General features: G+C 71.2%; 13 protein-coding genes. 4 read left to right on the forward strand and 9 right to left on the reverse strand.

Annotation, left to right across the window (positions count from 1 at the left end; all coding sequences use genetic code 11):
- Positions 1–129: 129 nt before the first annotated feature.
- From VLK66_RS01100 to VLK66_RS01135, 8 genes are all read right to left on the reverse strand, one after another.
- The gene (locus VLK66_RS01100) at positions 130–1,599 is read right to left on the reverse strand and encodes a radical SAM/SPASM domain-containing protein (RefSeq protein ID WP_325307169.1); all 1,470 of its coding nucleotides are present in this window, start codon (positions 1,597–1,599) and stop codon (positions 130–132) included.
- 26 nt (positions 1,600–1,625) lie between these two features.
- The gene (locus tag VLK66_RS01105) at positions 1,626–3,518 is read right to left on the reverse strand and encodes a tetratricopeptide repeat protein (protein WP_325307171.1); all 1,893 of its coding nucleotides are present in this window, start codon (positions 3,516–3,518) and stop codon (positions 1,626–1,628) included.
- Between the two features lie 80 nt (positions 3,519–3,598).
- Positions 3,599–3,763, reverse strand: coding sequence for a hypothetical protein (locus tag VLK66_RS01110; protein WP_325307172.1), 165 nt, complete (start codon positions 3,761–3,763; stop codon positions 3,599–3,601).
- A 608-nt stretch (positions 3,764–4,371) separates the two neighbouring features.
- Positions 4,372–5,838, reverse strand: coding sequence for a radical SAM/SPASM domain-containing protein (locus tag VLK66_RS01115; protein ID WP_325307173.1), 1,467 nt, complete (start codon positions 5,836–5,838; stop codon positions 4,372–4,374).
- A gap of 29 nt (positions 5,839–5,867) precedes the next feature.
- Entirely contained in the window at positions 5,868–7,760 is a 1,893-nt protein-coding gene (locus tag VLK66_RS01120; RefSeq protein WP_325307174.1) for a tetratricopeptide repeat protein, read from the reverse strand.
- A 95-nt stretch (positions 7,761–7,855) separates the two neighbouring features.
- Positions 7,856–8,014 (reverse strand): hypothetical protein, encoded by a 159-nt coding sequence (locus tag VLK66_RS01125; protein ID WP_325307175.1) that lies wholly within the window; start codon positions 8,012–8,014, stop codon positions 7,856–7,858.
- Between the two features lie 322 nt (positions 8,015–8,336).
- Complete coding sequence (locus VLK66_RS01130) at positions 8,337–8,573, reverse strand: hypothetical protein (protein ID WP_325307176.1); 237 nt, start codon at positions 8,571–8,573, stop codon at positions 8,337–8,339.
- Positions 8,574–8,580: 7 nt separating this feature from the next.
- Positions 8,581–9,456: a hypothetical protein gene (locus tag VLK66_RS01135; protein WP_325307177.1), complete on the reverse strand. Its 876-nt coding sequence runs from the start codon at positions 9,454–9,456 to the stop codon at positions 8,581–8,583.
- On the opposite strand from VLK66_RS01135, the gene VLK66_RS01140 reads away from it, so the two are divergent.
- The 4 genes from VLK66_RS01140 to VLK66_RS01155 all read left to right on the forward strand — a co-directional run bounded on the left by VLK66_RS01140 (position 9,440) and on the right by VLK66_RS01155 (position 12,902).
- The gene (locus VLK66_RS01140; protein ID WP_325307178.1) at positions 9,440–9,841 is read left to right on the forward strand and encodes a hypothetical protein; all 402 of its coding nucleotides are present in this window, start codon (positions 9,440–9,442) and stop codon (positions 9,839–9,841) included. The two genes, VLK66_RS01135 and VLK66_RS01140, sit on opposite strands and share 17 nt — an antisense overlap.
- A gap of 88 nt (positions 9,842–9,929) precedes the next feature.
- Positions 9,930–10,448, forward strand: coding sequence for a DinB family protein (locus VLK66_RS01145; RefSeq protein ID WP_325307179.1), 519 nt, complete (start codon positions 9,930–9,932; stop codon positions 10,446–10,448).
- Positions 10,445–12,145 (forward strand): serine/threonine-protein kinase, encoded by a 1,701-nt coding sequence (locus VLK66_RS01150; RefSeq protein WP_325307181.1) that lies wholly within the window; start codon positions 10,445–10,447, stop codon positions 12,143–12,145. Before VLK66_RS01145 ends, VLK66_RS01150 begins: the two co-directional genes overlap by 4 nt.
- 478 nt (positions 12,146–12,623) lie before the next feature.
- Complete coding sequence (locus VLK66_RS01155) at positions 12,624–12,902, forward strand: pinensin family lanthipeptide (protein WP_325307182.1); 279 nt, start codon at positions 12,624–12,626, stop codon at positions 12,900–12,902.
- A 150-nt stretch (positions 12,903–13,052) separates the two neighbouring features.
- On the opposite strand, the gene VLK66_RS01160 is transcribed toward VLK66_RS01155, so the two are convergent.
- Positions 13,053–14,417, reverse strand: coding sequence for a serine hydrolase domain-containing protein (locus VLK66_RS01160; RefSeq protein WP_325307183.1), 1,365 nt, complete (start codon positions 14,415–14,417; stop codon positions 13,053–13,055).
- Positions 14,418–14,465 lie beyond the last annotated feature (48 nt).

The following is a 14,465-nucleotide window of genomic DNA, read 5'->3' on the forward strand; positions in this document are numbered from 1 at the left end:
GAGCTCTCCGCTTCCTCCGTTCCCTCCGTGTGATCTCCATCTTTTGCGGAGACGGGGATGGAGATGAAGACGCGGAGACGCGGGGATCGTCCCCCACGTCTCCGCTTCGAATCTCCCGTACGATGGGCCTCAGCCGACGGCGGCGGGCTGCGTGGCGGCGACCGGCTTCCCCGCGGCGGCCTGCGCGCGGGCGCGGGCCAGCGTGTCGAGGGTGAAGCGCATCTCCCGCTTCAGGTTGGGCTTCACGCTGCAGCAGGTGCGCTTGTTGTCGGTGATGCGGGTGATGGGGCAGGTGGCGCCCTGGCAGCCGGGGAGCACGTAGCAGCTCCTGCACAGCTCGTCGGTCTCGAAGTGCGGGGCCACCCACTGCATGAAGTTGATGTCGTTCAGCTCCATCTGCCCCTCGGGGGTGATCCGCCCTACCACGTTCTCGGGCATCTCGTCGAGCGCCACCGTGCACTTCATCAGCTTGCCCGTGGCGCCCACGATGAAGCTGTACGGCCGCGCCGCGTAGCACACCTGCGACCCCGGCATGCGCAGGTCGTAGATCCCCCCCTCGGGGTTCAGCCCCAGCTCCACCGCCCGGGTGCGCAGCCCCTCGCGCGCCTCCTTCTTCTGCTCGATCCCGCACACGGCCAGCCGGTCGTCGTTGTCGCCGCCCCAGGCGCCGATCGCGCGGAAGCGCAGCGCGAAGCGCCGGTCGTGGGCGAAGTCCTCGCTCAGCGCCTCAAGGAACGGCCCCAGCCGCTCGAAGTTCACCTGGTCGAAGTTCACGCGGATGGTGATGTTGAAGTCGGCCCGCCGCGCGCGCATGGAGCGGAGGTTGTCCAGGATCGTGGCGTAGGTGGGGCTCCCGTCGCGGCCCACGCGCTTGCAGTCGTGGTCCTGCGGCAGCCCGTCGATGGTGATCTGGTACTTGGTGCACCCCCACTCCAGCAGCCTGGTCGCCTTCTCCTCGGTCAGCAGGTAGGCGTTGGTGGTCATGGCGTGCGAGCAGTTCAGCCCGTAGCGCTTCACCTGGTCGTTGAAGAAGGGCGCCAGGTCCTCGATGGCCTCCCAGCCGTACAGCGGCTCGCCGCCGAACCAGCTGATGGTGAGCCCCCGCAGCCGCGAGGCCAGCGGCTCCACGAAGGCGCGCACCCCCTGCCGCACCTCGGGAAGCATGGTGCCGTTGCGAAACTTCTCGTAGCAGTACACGCAGCGGAAGTTGCAGTCCTCGCTGGCCAGCAGGATCAGGTGCAGCATGTCGCTGCGCCACTGCTGCCGGCCGTACTGCGTGCGGAAGCGGGCCACCTCGTCCAGCCCCTCGGGCACCAGGAAGCCGCGCCCCGACAGGTGCGTGGCGTAGGTGTCCAGCGGCTCGGGAAGGGGCCCGGCGGTGAGCGCCGCCAGGGCGCCGTCGCGGTGCTCGGGCATGAACTCCATCACCGCGCCGGTGAAGGTGTTCCACAGCAGCATCCGCCCGTCTGCGTGCTGGGTGCGCGCGTTGAAGCGCGACGGCACCCAGCGCGGCTGCGGCCGGTAATGGAGCTGGGCCAGCGGCCCCACCGGCGCCCCGGGCGCGCGGTCCAGGGGCGAAACGCTCATCACCTCGCTCATCGGGCGGTCTCCAGCGGTTGCGGGGGTCACGCGGGCTGCAGCGCCGCTCCGGCGCGGCGGGCCACGGCTTCCTGCGCCAGGGCGCGGTTGCGGCGGAGCGCGGCGTTGTCGGGCGCCAGCTCCACGGCGCGGTCCAGGTCCTCCATGGCCTCGTGCAGGCGCCCGGCCTCGAAGCGCACCGCGGCGCGGTTGGCCCGCAGCAGCGCGTTGGCCGGGTCGGCGGCCACGGCGGCGTCGTACGCCCGCAGCGCCTCGTCGCGCTCTCCGCGCGCGTGGCGGGCGCGGGCCAGCCCGGCCCAGGGCTCGGGGCGGGCGGGGTCCAGGTCCACGGCACGCTCCCAGGCGGCCTCGGCCTCGGCGCCGCGCCCCTGCCGCGCCAGCGCCTGCCCCAGGTTGAACCACACCTCGGGGTAGGGCGGCGACAGCTCGATGGCGCGGCGGAAATCCTGCTCGGCCTCGGCGGCGCGCCCCTGCTTCAGGTACAGGTTGCCGCGGTCGTTGTAGTACTCGCTGTAGTCGGGGTCCATCTCCATGGCCATCTCGTAGTGGCGGATGGCCTCGTCGACGGCGCCCGCCTGCGCGTACACCTGGCCGGCGTTGTACAGCAGCACCGAGCGGTGCAGGCGGTGCCGACCGGGGGGAAGGCTGCGGTCCAGCCGCTCGGAGTTGCCGTGCGACAGCTCGATGGCCTCGCCGGCGTTCCCCTGGCGGAAGCGCAGGTACGCCAGCCCGTTCAGCAGGAACGCGGTCAGAAAGGCGCGCTCCTCCGGCTTCATCTCCGCGCGCTCCAGCTCGCGCATGGCCTCGTCCAGGTAGCGCTCGGCGGCCGCCGGGTCGCGTTTGGGGAGATGGCGGCCGTGCAGCATGGCCATCTGGTACAGCACGCGGACGCGGTCGGCCGGGTCGGTGAGCCGGTCCAGCCCCTCGGTCTGCAGGATCTCGCGCGACACCTCGGGCTGGCCGGCGGTCAGGTGGATCACCTGGAGCTTGTCGACCAGGGCGGTGCGGGTGAAGAAGAAGCCGGGGCGGTCGAAGAGGGCCAGGTTGGCGCGGACCACGGCCGCGTGCCGCAGGGCGTCGGCGTAGAAGCCCATCTGCGTGAGCAGCCCCATCACCACGGCGTGCCAGTCGGCGGCGCGGTCGGGGCGCCCCGCGGCGTTCCACAGCCGGATCACCTCGTGCCCGTGGGCGCGGATGTACACCGTGTCCTCGCGCACCCAGGCGTCCATCTCCTCGGCCAGGCGCGCGGCCTCGGCGGGGTCCGGCTGCGCCTCGGGCGACGGCTCCAGCTCTATCCGCACCCGGGTTACGCGGGCGTGCGGCGCGAGCTCGGCCTCCACCGCGTCGCCGTGGCCGGGGTCGACGGCGGCGACCAGGACCAGCCCCAGCGCGTGGCCGCGCCGGCGGAGCAGGTGCTGGAAGAAGTGGCCGGCGATGGCGCCGCGGCGGTCGAACGCCTCGCACGCCAGCGCCCAGCGCCCGGCGCCCGACTCGGCGTGCCACCCGGCCAGCAGGTCGATCACCCCGTGGCCGATGCGGTACGCGCGGTCGGCGGCGTAGTTGCGCACGGCCTCCTCGGCCACCGAGCTCTCGGTCAGCGGTACGTAACGGGGGCGGATGCGGCGCAGCAGCAGGGGAAGGACCTGCGTGATCTCCTGGTCGTGCCGCCGGAACAGCGCGGGAGCCTCGGGCTCGAGCCGCGGGAGGAGCGCCTGGAGCCAGGTGTCCACCCCCGCCCACAGGCCGCCCCGGCTGGTGTCGCAGGGAAGGAGCCAGGCGTTCCAGCCCTCCTGTCCGGCGCAGGCGCGCACCCACGCCTCCAGGCGCTCGCGGCGCTCCGTGCCGGCCTCGGCCTCGAGCACCACCACGTGCGCGCCCGGGGCGAAGGGGGGAAGGGGAAGTGCGTGGCTCGGCCGCATGGGTTCTCCGGGGATGGGGGAACGGCGTCGCTGTCCGGGGGTGCGGCAGGGCCTTTGGGGCCCTGCCGCAGCTCGCTGCGTCAGGAGGCGCAGAAGCAGTTCTGGTTCGACGTCCCCGGATCGCATCCCGGGATGTAGAACGAAGCGCTGGTCGCCACACCGCCGGGGCCGTACGGATCGAAGGTCTCGAGACCCTCGAAGCCGGTGGGCTGGGGCGAGGCGAACGGGTTGTGGGGATCGAGCATGGTGCACCGTCCTTTCCTGACGAAAGGTGAGGGGTTTACCTGCACGCGAATGTCTACACGGGACGGGTCATTACGTCAAGCATTTCTTATGTGACAAGGCTTGAAAAGAACTCCATCAAAGAAAGGTCCGGTGATATAACCTCACAGGAGAGCTAGTTTTACACTCCGTGTTCTGCTGACTGCAGTTCATCTGATGTCTTGAAAAGAAAACAGCCCCAACAGAGAGAAGCGGAGGTACATCCTGCCACCATCCGCTACAGGCCTTTTCTTACTACGGAGATCTTGGTTTCCGGGTGCGGAACGTGCGGCGTCTCAGCTGATTTTTCTCCGCGGATCGCTCATCTCTCAAACCGCCTCCAGCAGCAGCTCGTGGTCCTCTCGGGCGATGGCGTCGATCCCTCTTGTTCGTCCCCTCCGCCGCGCATCCTATCCTCCCGAACTGCTTGATCATACGGAGGGAAACGGAGGGAACGGAGGAGCTCTCCGCTTCCTCCGTTCCCTCCGTGCGATCTCCGTCTTCAGCGGAGATGGGGGATGGAGATGAAGAAGCGGAGACGCAGGGGGATCCATCCCCGCATCTCCGCTTCCGAATCTCCCGCCCGATCGCGTCAGCCGACGGCGGTGGGCTCCGGGCGGAGCGCCGCGATCCCCGACGCGCGCGCGCGGGCCGCCGCGTCGAGGGTGAAGCGCATCTCGCTCTTCAGGTTGGGCTTCACCCCGCAGCAGGTGCGCTTGCCCTCGGTGATGCGGGTGATGGGGCACGCCGCGCCCTGGCACCCGGGGAGCACGTAGCAGTGCTTGCACAGCTCGTCGTTCTCGAAGTGCGGTGCCGTCCACTGCGTCATGTTCAGGTCGTTCAGCTCCATCACCCCTTCGGGCGTGATGCGGCCGACCACGTTCTCGGGCATCTCGTCGAGGGCCACCGTGCACTTCATCAGCTTGCCCGTGGCGCCCACGATGAAGCTGTAGGGCCGGGCCGCGTAGCACACCTGCGCCCCCGGCGTGCGCACCTCGTCGATCCCGCCCTCGGTGCCCAGCCCCAGCCCCAGGGCCTTGTCGCGCAGCTCGTCGCGCACGTGCCGGCGCTCGTCCATCCCGCACACCGCCAGCCGGTCGTCGTTGTCGCCCCCCCACTGCCCGATGGCGCGGTAGCGCACCCGGAAGCGGCGGTCGTGGGCGAAGTCCTCGCTCAGCGCCTCCAGGAAGGGCCCCAGGCGCACGAAGTTCTCCTGGTCGTAGTTCACCCGCACCGTCACCTCGAACTCGGTGCGGCGCTCGCGCAGCGCGCGCAGGTTGTCGAGAATGGTGGCGTAGGTCGGAGACCCGTCGCGCCCCACGCGCTTGCAGTCGTGGTCCTGCGGCAGCCCGTCCAGCGTGATCTGGAAGCGGTTGCACCCCCAGTCCAGGAGCTTCGTGGCCTTCTCCTCGTTCAGCAGGTAGCCGTTGGTGGTCATCCCGTGCTGGAAGCGCAGCCCGTGGTCCCGCACCGCCCGGTCGAACACGGGCGCCAGCTCCTCGATGGCCTCCCACCCGTACAGCGGCTCGCCGCCGAACCAGCTGATGGTGAGGTAGCCCAGCTTGGGCGCGCGCTGCTCCACCAGCGTGCGCACCCCCTGCCGCACCTCGGGAAGCATGGTGCCGTTCCTGAACTTCTCGTAGCAGTACACGCAGCGGAAGTTGCAGTCCTCGCTGGCCAGCAGGATCAGGTGCAGCGTGTCGGTGCGCCACTGCTGCCGCCCGAACTGGGTGCGGAAGCGCGCCAGCTCGTCTACTCCCTCGGGCACCAGGAAGCCGCGCCCGGCCAGGTGCGTGCCGAAGGGGTCGAAGGGCTCGCTCACCGGGCCGGCGGTGAGCACCGCCAGCGCCGCGTCGCGATGCTCGGGAAGGAACTCCATCATCGCGCCGGTGAAGGTGTTCCACAGCAGCATCCGCCCGTCGGCACCCACGGTGCGCGCGTTGAAGCGCGACGGCACCCAGCGCCGCGCCGGCGTGTAGCGCAGCTGCGTGAGCGGCCCCTGCGGCGCCGCGGGGGCGCGGTCCAGCGGCGAAATCGCCATCACCTCGCTCGTGCTCATGACACGTTCCTTCCGGCGGGTTGCGGGGGTCACGCGGGCTGCAGCGCCGCTCCGGCGCGGCGGGCCAGGGTCTCCTGCACGAGCACGTGGTTGCGCCGGAGCGCGTCGTTGCCGGGGTCCAGCTCCACGGCGCGCTCCAGGTCGGCGGCGGCCTCGTCCAGGCGCCCCAGCTCGAAGCGCACGGCGGCGCGGTTGGCCAGCATCAGCGCGTTCCCGGGGTCGGCGGCCACGGCGGCGTCGTACGCCCGCAGCGCCTCGTCGCGCTGGCCGCGGGCGTGGCGCGCGCGCCCCAGCTTCACCCACGCCTCGGCGCGCTCGGGGTCCAGGTCCACGGTGCGCTCCCAGGCGGCCTCGGCCTCGGCGGGGCGCCCCAGCCGCGCCAGCGCCTGCCCCAGGTTGAACCACACCTCGGGGTACGGGGGCGAAAGCTCGATGGCGCGCCGGTAGTCGGGCTCGGCCTCGGCCGGGCGGCCCAGCTGGAGGAGAAGGTTGCCGCGGTCGTTGTAGTACTCGCTGTAGTCGGGGTCCATCTCCATGGCCTCGCTGTAGTAGCGGATGGCCTCCTCGGGCTGGCCGGCGCGGGCGTACACCTGGCCGGCGTTGTACAGCAGCACCGAGCGGTGCAGCCGGTGGCGCCCCTCGGGAACGTTCTCTTCCAGGCGGTGGAAGTTGTCGTGCGTAAGGCCGATGGCCTCGACCGCCTCGCCCTGGCGGAAGCGCACGTACGCCAGCCCGTTCAGCAGGAAGCCGGTGAGGAAGGCGCGGTCGGCGGGGTCCATGTCGGCCCGCTCCAGCTCGGCCATGGCCTGGTCCAGGTAGGCTTCCGCGGCGGCGTTGTCGCGCCGGGGGAGGTGGCGCGCGTGCAGCATGGCGGCCTGGTACAGCGCCCGCGCGCGCGACGCGGGCTCGGTCAGCCGGCCCAGCCCCTCGGTCTGCAGGATCTCCAGCGCCGCCTCGGGCTGCCCCATGGTCACGTGGATCACCAGGAGCTTGTTCACCAGCGCCGAGCGGGGATAGAAGAAGCCCTCGCGGTCGAACAGGTGCAGGTTGGGCAGCACCACGCGCGCGTGCCGCAGCGCGTCGGCGTAGAAGCCCATCTGCGTGAGCAGCCCCATCAGCAGCGCGTGCCAGTCGCCGGCGCGGTCGGGGCGGCCGGCGGCGTTCCACAGGCGGATCACCTCGTGGCCGTGCGCCCGGATGTCGAGCGTGTCCCGCGAGACCCATCCCTCCATCTCCGCGGCCCGGCGCGCGGCCTCGCCCGGGTCGATGCCGTCGTCCGGCCCCGGCTCCAGCTCCAGGCGCACGCGGGTGACGCGGGCGAAGGGCGCGAGCTCGGCGGCCACGGCGTCGCCCTGGCCGGGCTCCACGGCGGCCAGCAGCACCAGCCCCAGCGCGTCGCCGCGGCGGCGCACCAGGTTGCGGAAGAAGTCGCCCACCATGGCCCCGCGGCGGTCGAACGCGTCGCAGGCCAGCGCCCAGCGCCCGCCGCCCGACCGGCCGTGCCACGCCTCCAGCAGGTCGATCATCCCGTGGCCGATGCGGTAGGCGCGGTCGGCCGCGTAGTTCCGCACCGCCTCGTCGCGGGTGGAGGTGTCGGTGAGCGTCACGTAGCGGGGGCACAGCCGCCGGCGCAGGTCGGGCACGATCTGCGTGAGCTCGTTGTCGTGCCGCCGCACCAGCTCCGGGGCATCGGCCTCCAGCGCGGGAAGGAGCGCCTCGGTCCAGGTGCCGAGCCCCGCCCACAGCCCGCCCCGGTCCACGTCGCAGGGGAGAAGCCACGCCGACCACCCGTCCCGCGCCACCACGGCGCGCACCCAGGCGTCCAGCCGTTCGCGGCGGGCGGCGCCGCCGGCACCCTCCAGCACCACGACCTGCGCGCCGGGGGCGAAGGGAGGAAGGGGAAGAGATCCGCTGGGCTGCATGGGAGCTTCCGGGTGAAGGGTGGCCCGCCGCACGATCCTCTTGCGCCGCGGCAGGGCGAGGTACGCCCTGCCGCGGTTCCTGCCTCGGCCGTGGCTCAGTAGGGGATGCAGCCGCAGTTGAGGTTCGTGGTCGGGCCGCACGGATCGCCGCCGTAGAAGGCGTTGTCCGTCGAGATCGTCCCGTCGTACGGGTCGAAGGTCTCGAGGCCGCCGAAGCTGGTCGGCGAGGCGAACGGGTTGCGCGGATCGAGCATGGTGCACCGTCCTTTCCTGACGAAAGGTGAAGGGTTTACCTGCACGCGAATGTCTACACACGGCGAGACATCACGTCAAGCAACTCTTATGTGCCAAGGCTTAAAAGGATCGTGAACAGGTTCGACCGTGATCAGGTAAGCTGTTGTCCGCCATCATTTGAAAGATTCTATCGCAAATGAGTATTTGAACAAATGCGTTTTTCTGTCGCCAAAAGGAAACATACTCGACATAAAGAGGCGGATGATACATTCTGCCACCATCCGCAATGGGCCTATTTATTGTTGCGAAAAACCGATTCTCGGGCGCGGAAGATGCGGCGTCTCAGCCGATTTCCTCCGCGGGGTCGCTCATCCCCAGCGCCTCCAGCAGCAGCTCGTGGTCGTCGTGGGCGATGGCGTCGATCTCGATGAAGCCCAGGCGCACCGGCTCGGCCTCGTCCTCGGGGCAGCGGAAGCGCGCGGCGTAGATGCCGCGCTCGGTGGGCGCGGGGTGGCCGTACAGCACCTCCACCAGCCAGCTGCGGCCGCGCGCGTCCGGGAAGATCGCCCTGTCCTTCATCTCCCCGTCATTCTGGATCCCCATCGAGCTGCCGCATGGCGATCCGGCCCGAGTGCCGGGCATCTCGCGCGGTGCCCGTGAGGATTCCCGCCGCGGGCTGCACCTGGAAGGTGTCGAAGTTCCAGTTCACCTTTCCGCCGCCGGTCTTCACCACGTCGATGCCGGTAAGGACAAAACTGCCGCCCGGCATCATCTCCACCCGCAACGTCTCCACGTAATCCTCCTCGAAGTAGCGCGCGACCAGGGCGCCATCCTCACGCGTGACCACCAGTCGCGTACCTCGGCGACCCATCACGGTACCGCGCCATTCGCCCACCAGCGCGTCCTCCAGCGCGGTGCGCGCGGCCTGCTGCTGAAGCTCGGCCTGTGCCTGCGCCTCGAGCTGCGCCCGGGCGGCGGCGAGCTGCTGCTGGTACTGGAAATCGCGGTCTTGCACCGAGCCGACGACGATCACCCGCGCGGCGGTGAAGAAGTCCCTCGGCTGGCCGAGGGCGCGCGTGGGATCGTTCTCCATCTGGAACCTGGTGCTCCAGTCGCCGCCGGTAAACGTGGCGTCGGCGCGGCCGTACACCGTCTTGAAGTCGCCCCGGTTCCCCGCCTGGCGGATGAAGAGGGTATCGCCCACGCGGTGGTCCTCCACGTAGGTCGGCGCGGTGAGCGCGATGGTGGCGCGGAAGCGGCCCAGGAAGTGGTCGCGCGCGGCCCCGCGCAGCTGCGACGCCTCGAGGTGGAAGGCCGAGGCGTGCCAGTACGCGGGGATCTCCACCCCGAAGCGCTCGCGCAGCTGCCCCGCGTCGGGCGGCAGGCGCTCCCTGCAGGCGGCCACGGCCAGCGGCGCGACGAGGCACAGGAAGGATGCGGGATGGATGCGGATCTTCATCATCGGAACGCCTGCGGAGGGGCCGGATCGGAGGCCCGAAAAGTGTCGCCCGGGCGCGCCGGGGGCAAGGTGCGGCGGGGCTGACCGGGTCGAAAGGACGCTCTTCATCACGGCGGGGAATTCCCCGGCTTGTGACAAGGGGCGTTCGATGTTCACTTTGGACGCGAGACGGTCGACCATCCATCCTGAACGCATGGAGATTGTCGTGGACGCAGAGGGAGCCGAGACCGATGACGCCGCCGAGCGGGAGCGGATGATCCGCAGACGTGGTGCGGAGTCGGCGATCACGAAGATCCGCCAGCGGGCGCGGAAGCACGGGCTGGACCGGCTGACCATGGAAGAGATCGACGCCGAAATCGCCGCCGCGCGCGCAGCACGCAGGAAGTGATCATCCTTCCCCTCGCTGACCGAAACCCCGGCCGGGGCACATGCCTTGCCCGAGTGCCATCGGTTACGCACATCGGACGGAGGACGGGATGGAGACGCTGCCGCGCGAGATGGTGATGAAGGCGGTGGGATCGGTGCTGGCGGAGGGGTACGAGGGGCCGCAGGACCCGCGCGGCACCTGGTTCGTGAACAACGCGCCCGACGCGGGCTTCCTCGCCACGCTCGATGCGCTGCCGGCGGAGGACGCGTCGCGCGCACCGGGGGCGGGACGCGGCACGGTGGCCGGGCACGCGGGGCACCTGCGCTTCTCGCTGGAGGTGTCGCGGCGCTGGGTGCAGGGCGACCGTGGGCCGTTCGAATGGGACCGCAGCTGGGCCGTGCGCGAGGTGGACGACGCCAGCTGGGCCGAGCTGCGCGCCGGCGTCCGCGAGGCGTACGAAGCCTTCCGCCGCGCGCTGGACGAGGCCGCGGAGCTGGACTTCCTGCGCCTCGCCGGCGCCATCGGTGCGGTGGCGCACGCGGCGTATCACCTGGGCGCGGTGCGGCAGATGGTGCTGGAGCTGCGCGGCGCTTCGACTCCCGCGGGGGCGGCGGCGGAGCGCGGATGAGGCAGCCGTTCGAGCGGGCGCTGGTGGGCCGCACGCTGGCGGGGCGCTACGAGCTGGGCGACGCCATCGGCTCGGGGGGGATGAGCGTGGTGTACGCCGGCACCGACCGCGTGCTGGGGCGCGCCGTGGCCGTGAAGGTCGTCGCCCTCCCCTCGGACTCGGAGGAGGTGCGCGCCAACCTGCGCGAGCGCTTCCGGCGCGAGGCGGGCTCGGCGGCGCGCATCGCCCATCACCCCAACATCGTGCAGGTCTACGACTACGGGACCGACCCCGAGCTGGACCTGGACTTCATCGTGATGGAGCTGCTGCGCGGGCGCGACCTGAAGCAGGCGCTGGCGCAGGGCAGCGTTCCCCGCGGCGAGGCGGTGCGCATCCTCCGCGAGGCGGCGCGCGGGCTGGCGGCCGGCCATCGCGAGGGGATCGTGCACCGCGACGTGAAGCCCGCCAACGTCTTCCTGGTGGGCCAGGACGGGCGCGTGGAGTACGTGCGCGTGCTGGACTTCGGCATCGCCAAGCCGCTGGAGCCGGACACCGACGACGCGCTGACGCTGACCACCGCGGGGCAGCTCCCGCACTCGCCCGCGTACGCGTCGCCCGAGGCGCTGGACCCGGATCTGCCCGTCACCCCCGCGAGCGACGTCTACCAGCTGGGGCTGATCGGCTACGAGCTGCTGACGGGCGACCGGCCGTACTCCGAGAGCGAGCGGAAGCGCATCCGCGAGGGCGAGGAAGTGCCGCTGGTGGCCACCCCGCGCTGGTCCGCCGTTCCCGCCCCGCTGCGCGAGGTGATCGAGCGCGCGCTGCGGCTCGATCCCGCCCGGCGCTACCCCGACGCCGCCGCCTTCGCCGACGCGCTGGCGGACGCGGAGGACGCGACGCTCCTCCATCCCGGCGACGACCACACCGCGTTCATCGCCGCGCCGCCGCTGCCACGCGTCGTCGCGGCGGACCCCGCGCCGGTGGACGCGGCCGCTCCGGCCATCGACGCGGGCTCGCCCGAGCCGGTGTCGGACGAGCCGCTGTCCATCCCCTCGCCCATCCGGCCGGGGCGGCGGTGGGCGCCCGCGGTGTGGGGGATCCCCGTCCTCCTGCTCCTGCTGATCGCGGCGATCTGGGCGTCGCGGCGGCAGCGGGGCGCGCAGGACGCCGCCGTCCGCGCGGACACCGGCGCGGTGGCGGCGCTGCACGACCGCTTCCTGCGCCTGGAGGGACAGGCCGCCGCCGAGCTCGCGGGCGCCTTCGCCGACACGGCCGACACCGCGCAGGCGCCGCCGCCCGACAGCGCGAAGACCGACACCCTGTCGCAGGCGATGGACGCCGCGGCCGTGCAGCGCGTGGTGATCGACGTGCACGCGGCGTGGTCGGCCGGCGACCTGGACCGGATGATGAGCCACTACGCCAGCCGCGCCGACTACTACAACGTGGCGCGCGCGACGCGGCCGTTCATCCGGCGGAAGGTGGCGGAGACGGTGCGCGGCTATCCCACGCGCAAGATCACGCTGAACCGGCAGGCGGTGATGATGGTGCAGCCGAACCTGGCGCGCGTGCTGGTGGACAAGGAGTGGGACTTCTCCGGCCGCGGCAAGCGCTGGTTCGGCTCCATGCGCCAGGAGCTGATGCTCCGCTCGGAGGACGGCACGTGGAAGATCATCTCCGAGAAGGCGGTCGAGATCTACAACGACAAGCACACGGGGTAGAGCTCGAACGATTGGCTTCCCTCCCGGGAGACGTCATCCTGAGGCCCGCCACACTGTAAACTCCCCCGCCCGATTCTCTGCAGGCCGAAGGATCTATCGCCAGTCCAGCACGTCCGCGGCGGACGCGCACCGCAGGTTTGGCAGCGGCGCGTCTCCCCGGGCTCACGTGCAGGGCGGGTATGGATCCTTCGGCCTGCAAGCGCTTGCGTGTGTTCAAGTTGCGGCGTGGCCGGCCTCAGGATGACGTCTTGGGGAGGTCTGGCGCATTGCCGATCACATCATCGTCCGGCTGTAGATCTTCCCCCATTCGCAGCCCCCGCGGCATTTCATCCTCCCCTCATCTCGCGGCGTCAACCAAACCTCGCAGGGCGGCATCACACGAACAGGGCTGGGACAAACGTCGTGTTTGCACGCAACTCGAAAAGATCTTCCCGCGCGGGGGCGCGACTCCATAGCCTTTCCCACCGAGGAGTTCCACATGAAGAAGCTCAGGATCGAGGACCTGGCGGTCGAATCGTTCGAGACCGCGAACGTGGCGGGGGGTCGCGGGACCGTGCGCGCTCGCGAGGTCAGCTACCCCGACGACAGCTGCGACAGCTACTGCGCGAGCGACTACCCGCGCTACTCGTGCGGCGCGTGCGAGAGCGTGCCCATCATGGAGTGCAACCAGACGAACTATCCGTACGGCTGCACCGGCAGCCTGGACTACACCTTCTGCGAGCCCGGCTGCGACACGCAGTACGACATGGGCTGCTGACGCGGCCGGCCGGGCAGTCGCCAGGGTGAGCGTGCCGCGGGACCGCGCCCCCGCCCCGTCCCGCGGCACGGTGCACGAGACAGAGAACCAATCGACGCGCGGCTCCAGACCGGGGCCGCGCGTCTTCGTTTCCATCATCCGCCAGCCCGCCTACTGCCGCTCGGCGCTGGTATCGATCACCTCGGTGGCGGGGATGGGGGCGTTGCCGGTGACCAGGTTGAAGAGGTCGCGGCGCACCTTGCGGATGTGGTTGGGCGCCCTGGGCAGATAGGTGCGGTTGGAGAGCAGCACCACCCAGATGCCGCGCTCCGGCTCGATCCACAGCGACGTGCCCGTGTAGCCGGTGTGACCGATGGCGTACGGCGGCGTCCTGCACGGCTTCTGGTCCGGCTGCGTGCCCTCGCGGCAGAACGCCTCGAAGCCCAGCGCGCGCAGCCCCGCCCGCGGCTGCGGCGTCATGAACTCGCGCACCGTGGCCTCCTTCACGATCCGCACCCCGTCCAGCTCGCCGCCGTTGGCCAGCATGGCCGCCAGCCGCCCCACGTCGCGGCCGGTGGAGAAGAGGCCGGCATTCCCCGTGATCCCCCCCAGCTTGCGCGAGAACGGGTCGTTGGTCTCCCCCGAGAACGGCGTTCCGTCTTCCAGCGTGAGCGTGGGCGCGCAGGCGTCGCACGGGCGGCCGGGCTCGAACTGCGTGTGCGTCATCCCCAGCGGCCCCCACACGCGCCGGCGCAGGAACATCCCCAGCGGCTGGTGCGCGGCGTTGCTGGCGGCGAGGCCCAGGAGAACGAAGCCCACGTCGGAGTACAGCACGTCGTCGCCGGGCTCGGAGATGAGCTTCACGGTGGAGACCAGGCGGAAGAGCCGGTCTCCCGCGGCGCCGTCTTCCGGGACGGGAACGGCGGCGGGGAGGCCGGCGGTGTGGGTCATGAGCTGGCGGATGGTGACTTTCTCGCGCCCGCCGCCGGTGAAGTGCGGGAGATAGCGGGCCACGGGGTCGTCCAGCCGCATCTTCCCCTCGTCCACCAGCACCATCACCGCCACGGTGGTGCCCACGATCTTGGTCAGCGAGGCCAGGTCGTACATCGTCTCGTCCGCGTCCACCGGCGAGGCGAGGCGGCCCCACTCCAGGCGCCCGATCCCCGTCAGCAGCACCGTCTGCCCGCGCACGCCGACCGCCAGCGCGGCGCCGGGAAAGCCGCCGCGCCGTACCTCCTTCTGCACGATCTGCTCGGCGCCGGCCAGCGCGGCGGGGGGGATGACGGTCTGCGGCGCGCGCGACACCTCGCCCGCGCGGATGCGGGGGACGGCGCTGAAGAAGTAGCGCACGCGCGGGAAGAAGACGAACGGGTACGCCAGCGCCACCGCGAAGCACGCCAGCATCGCCCACGCGACCACGCGGCGGCGCGTGGAGAAGCGCCGCGGCTCCGGCTCGTCCGCGTCCCCGCGGCCGATCCCCAGCCAGTCTTCGTCCGGCCGATCTTCTTCCCCTGCTTCGACTTCCCAGTCCTCCAAACCGTTCCTCGCCGCTGCGTGTCTCGCATCTCCCCACGCGTTTGCCTA

Origin of the sequence: Longimicrobium sp. (assembly GCF_035474595.1) — a bacterium.
Lineage (GTDB): Bacteria > Gemmatimonadota > Gemmatimonadetes > Longimicrobiales > Longimicrobiaceae > Longimicrobium.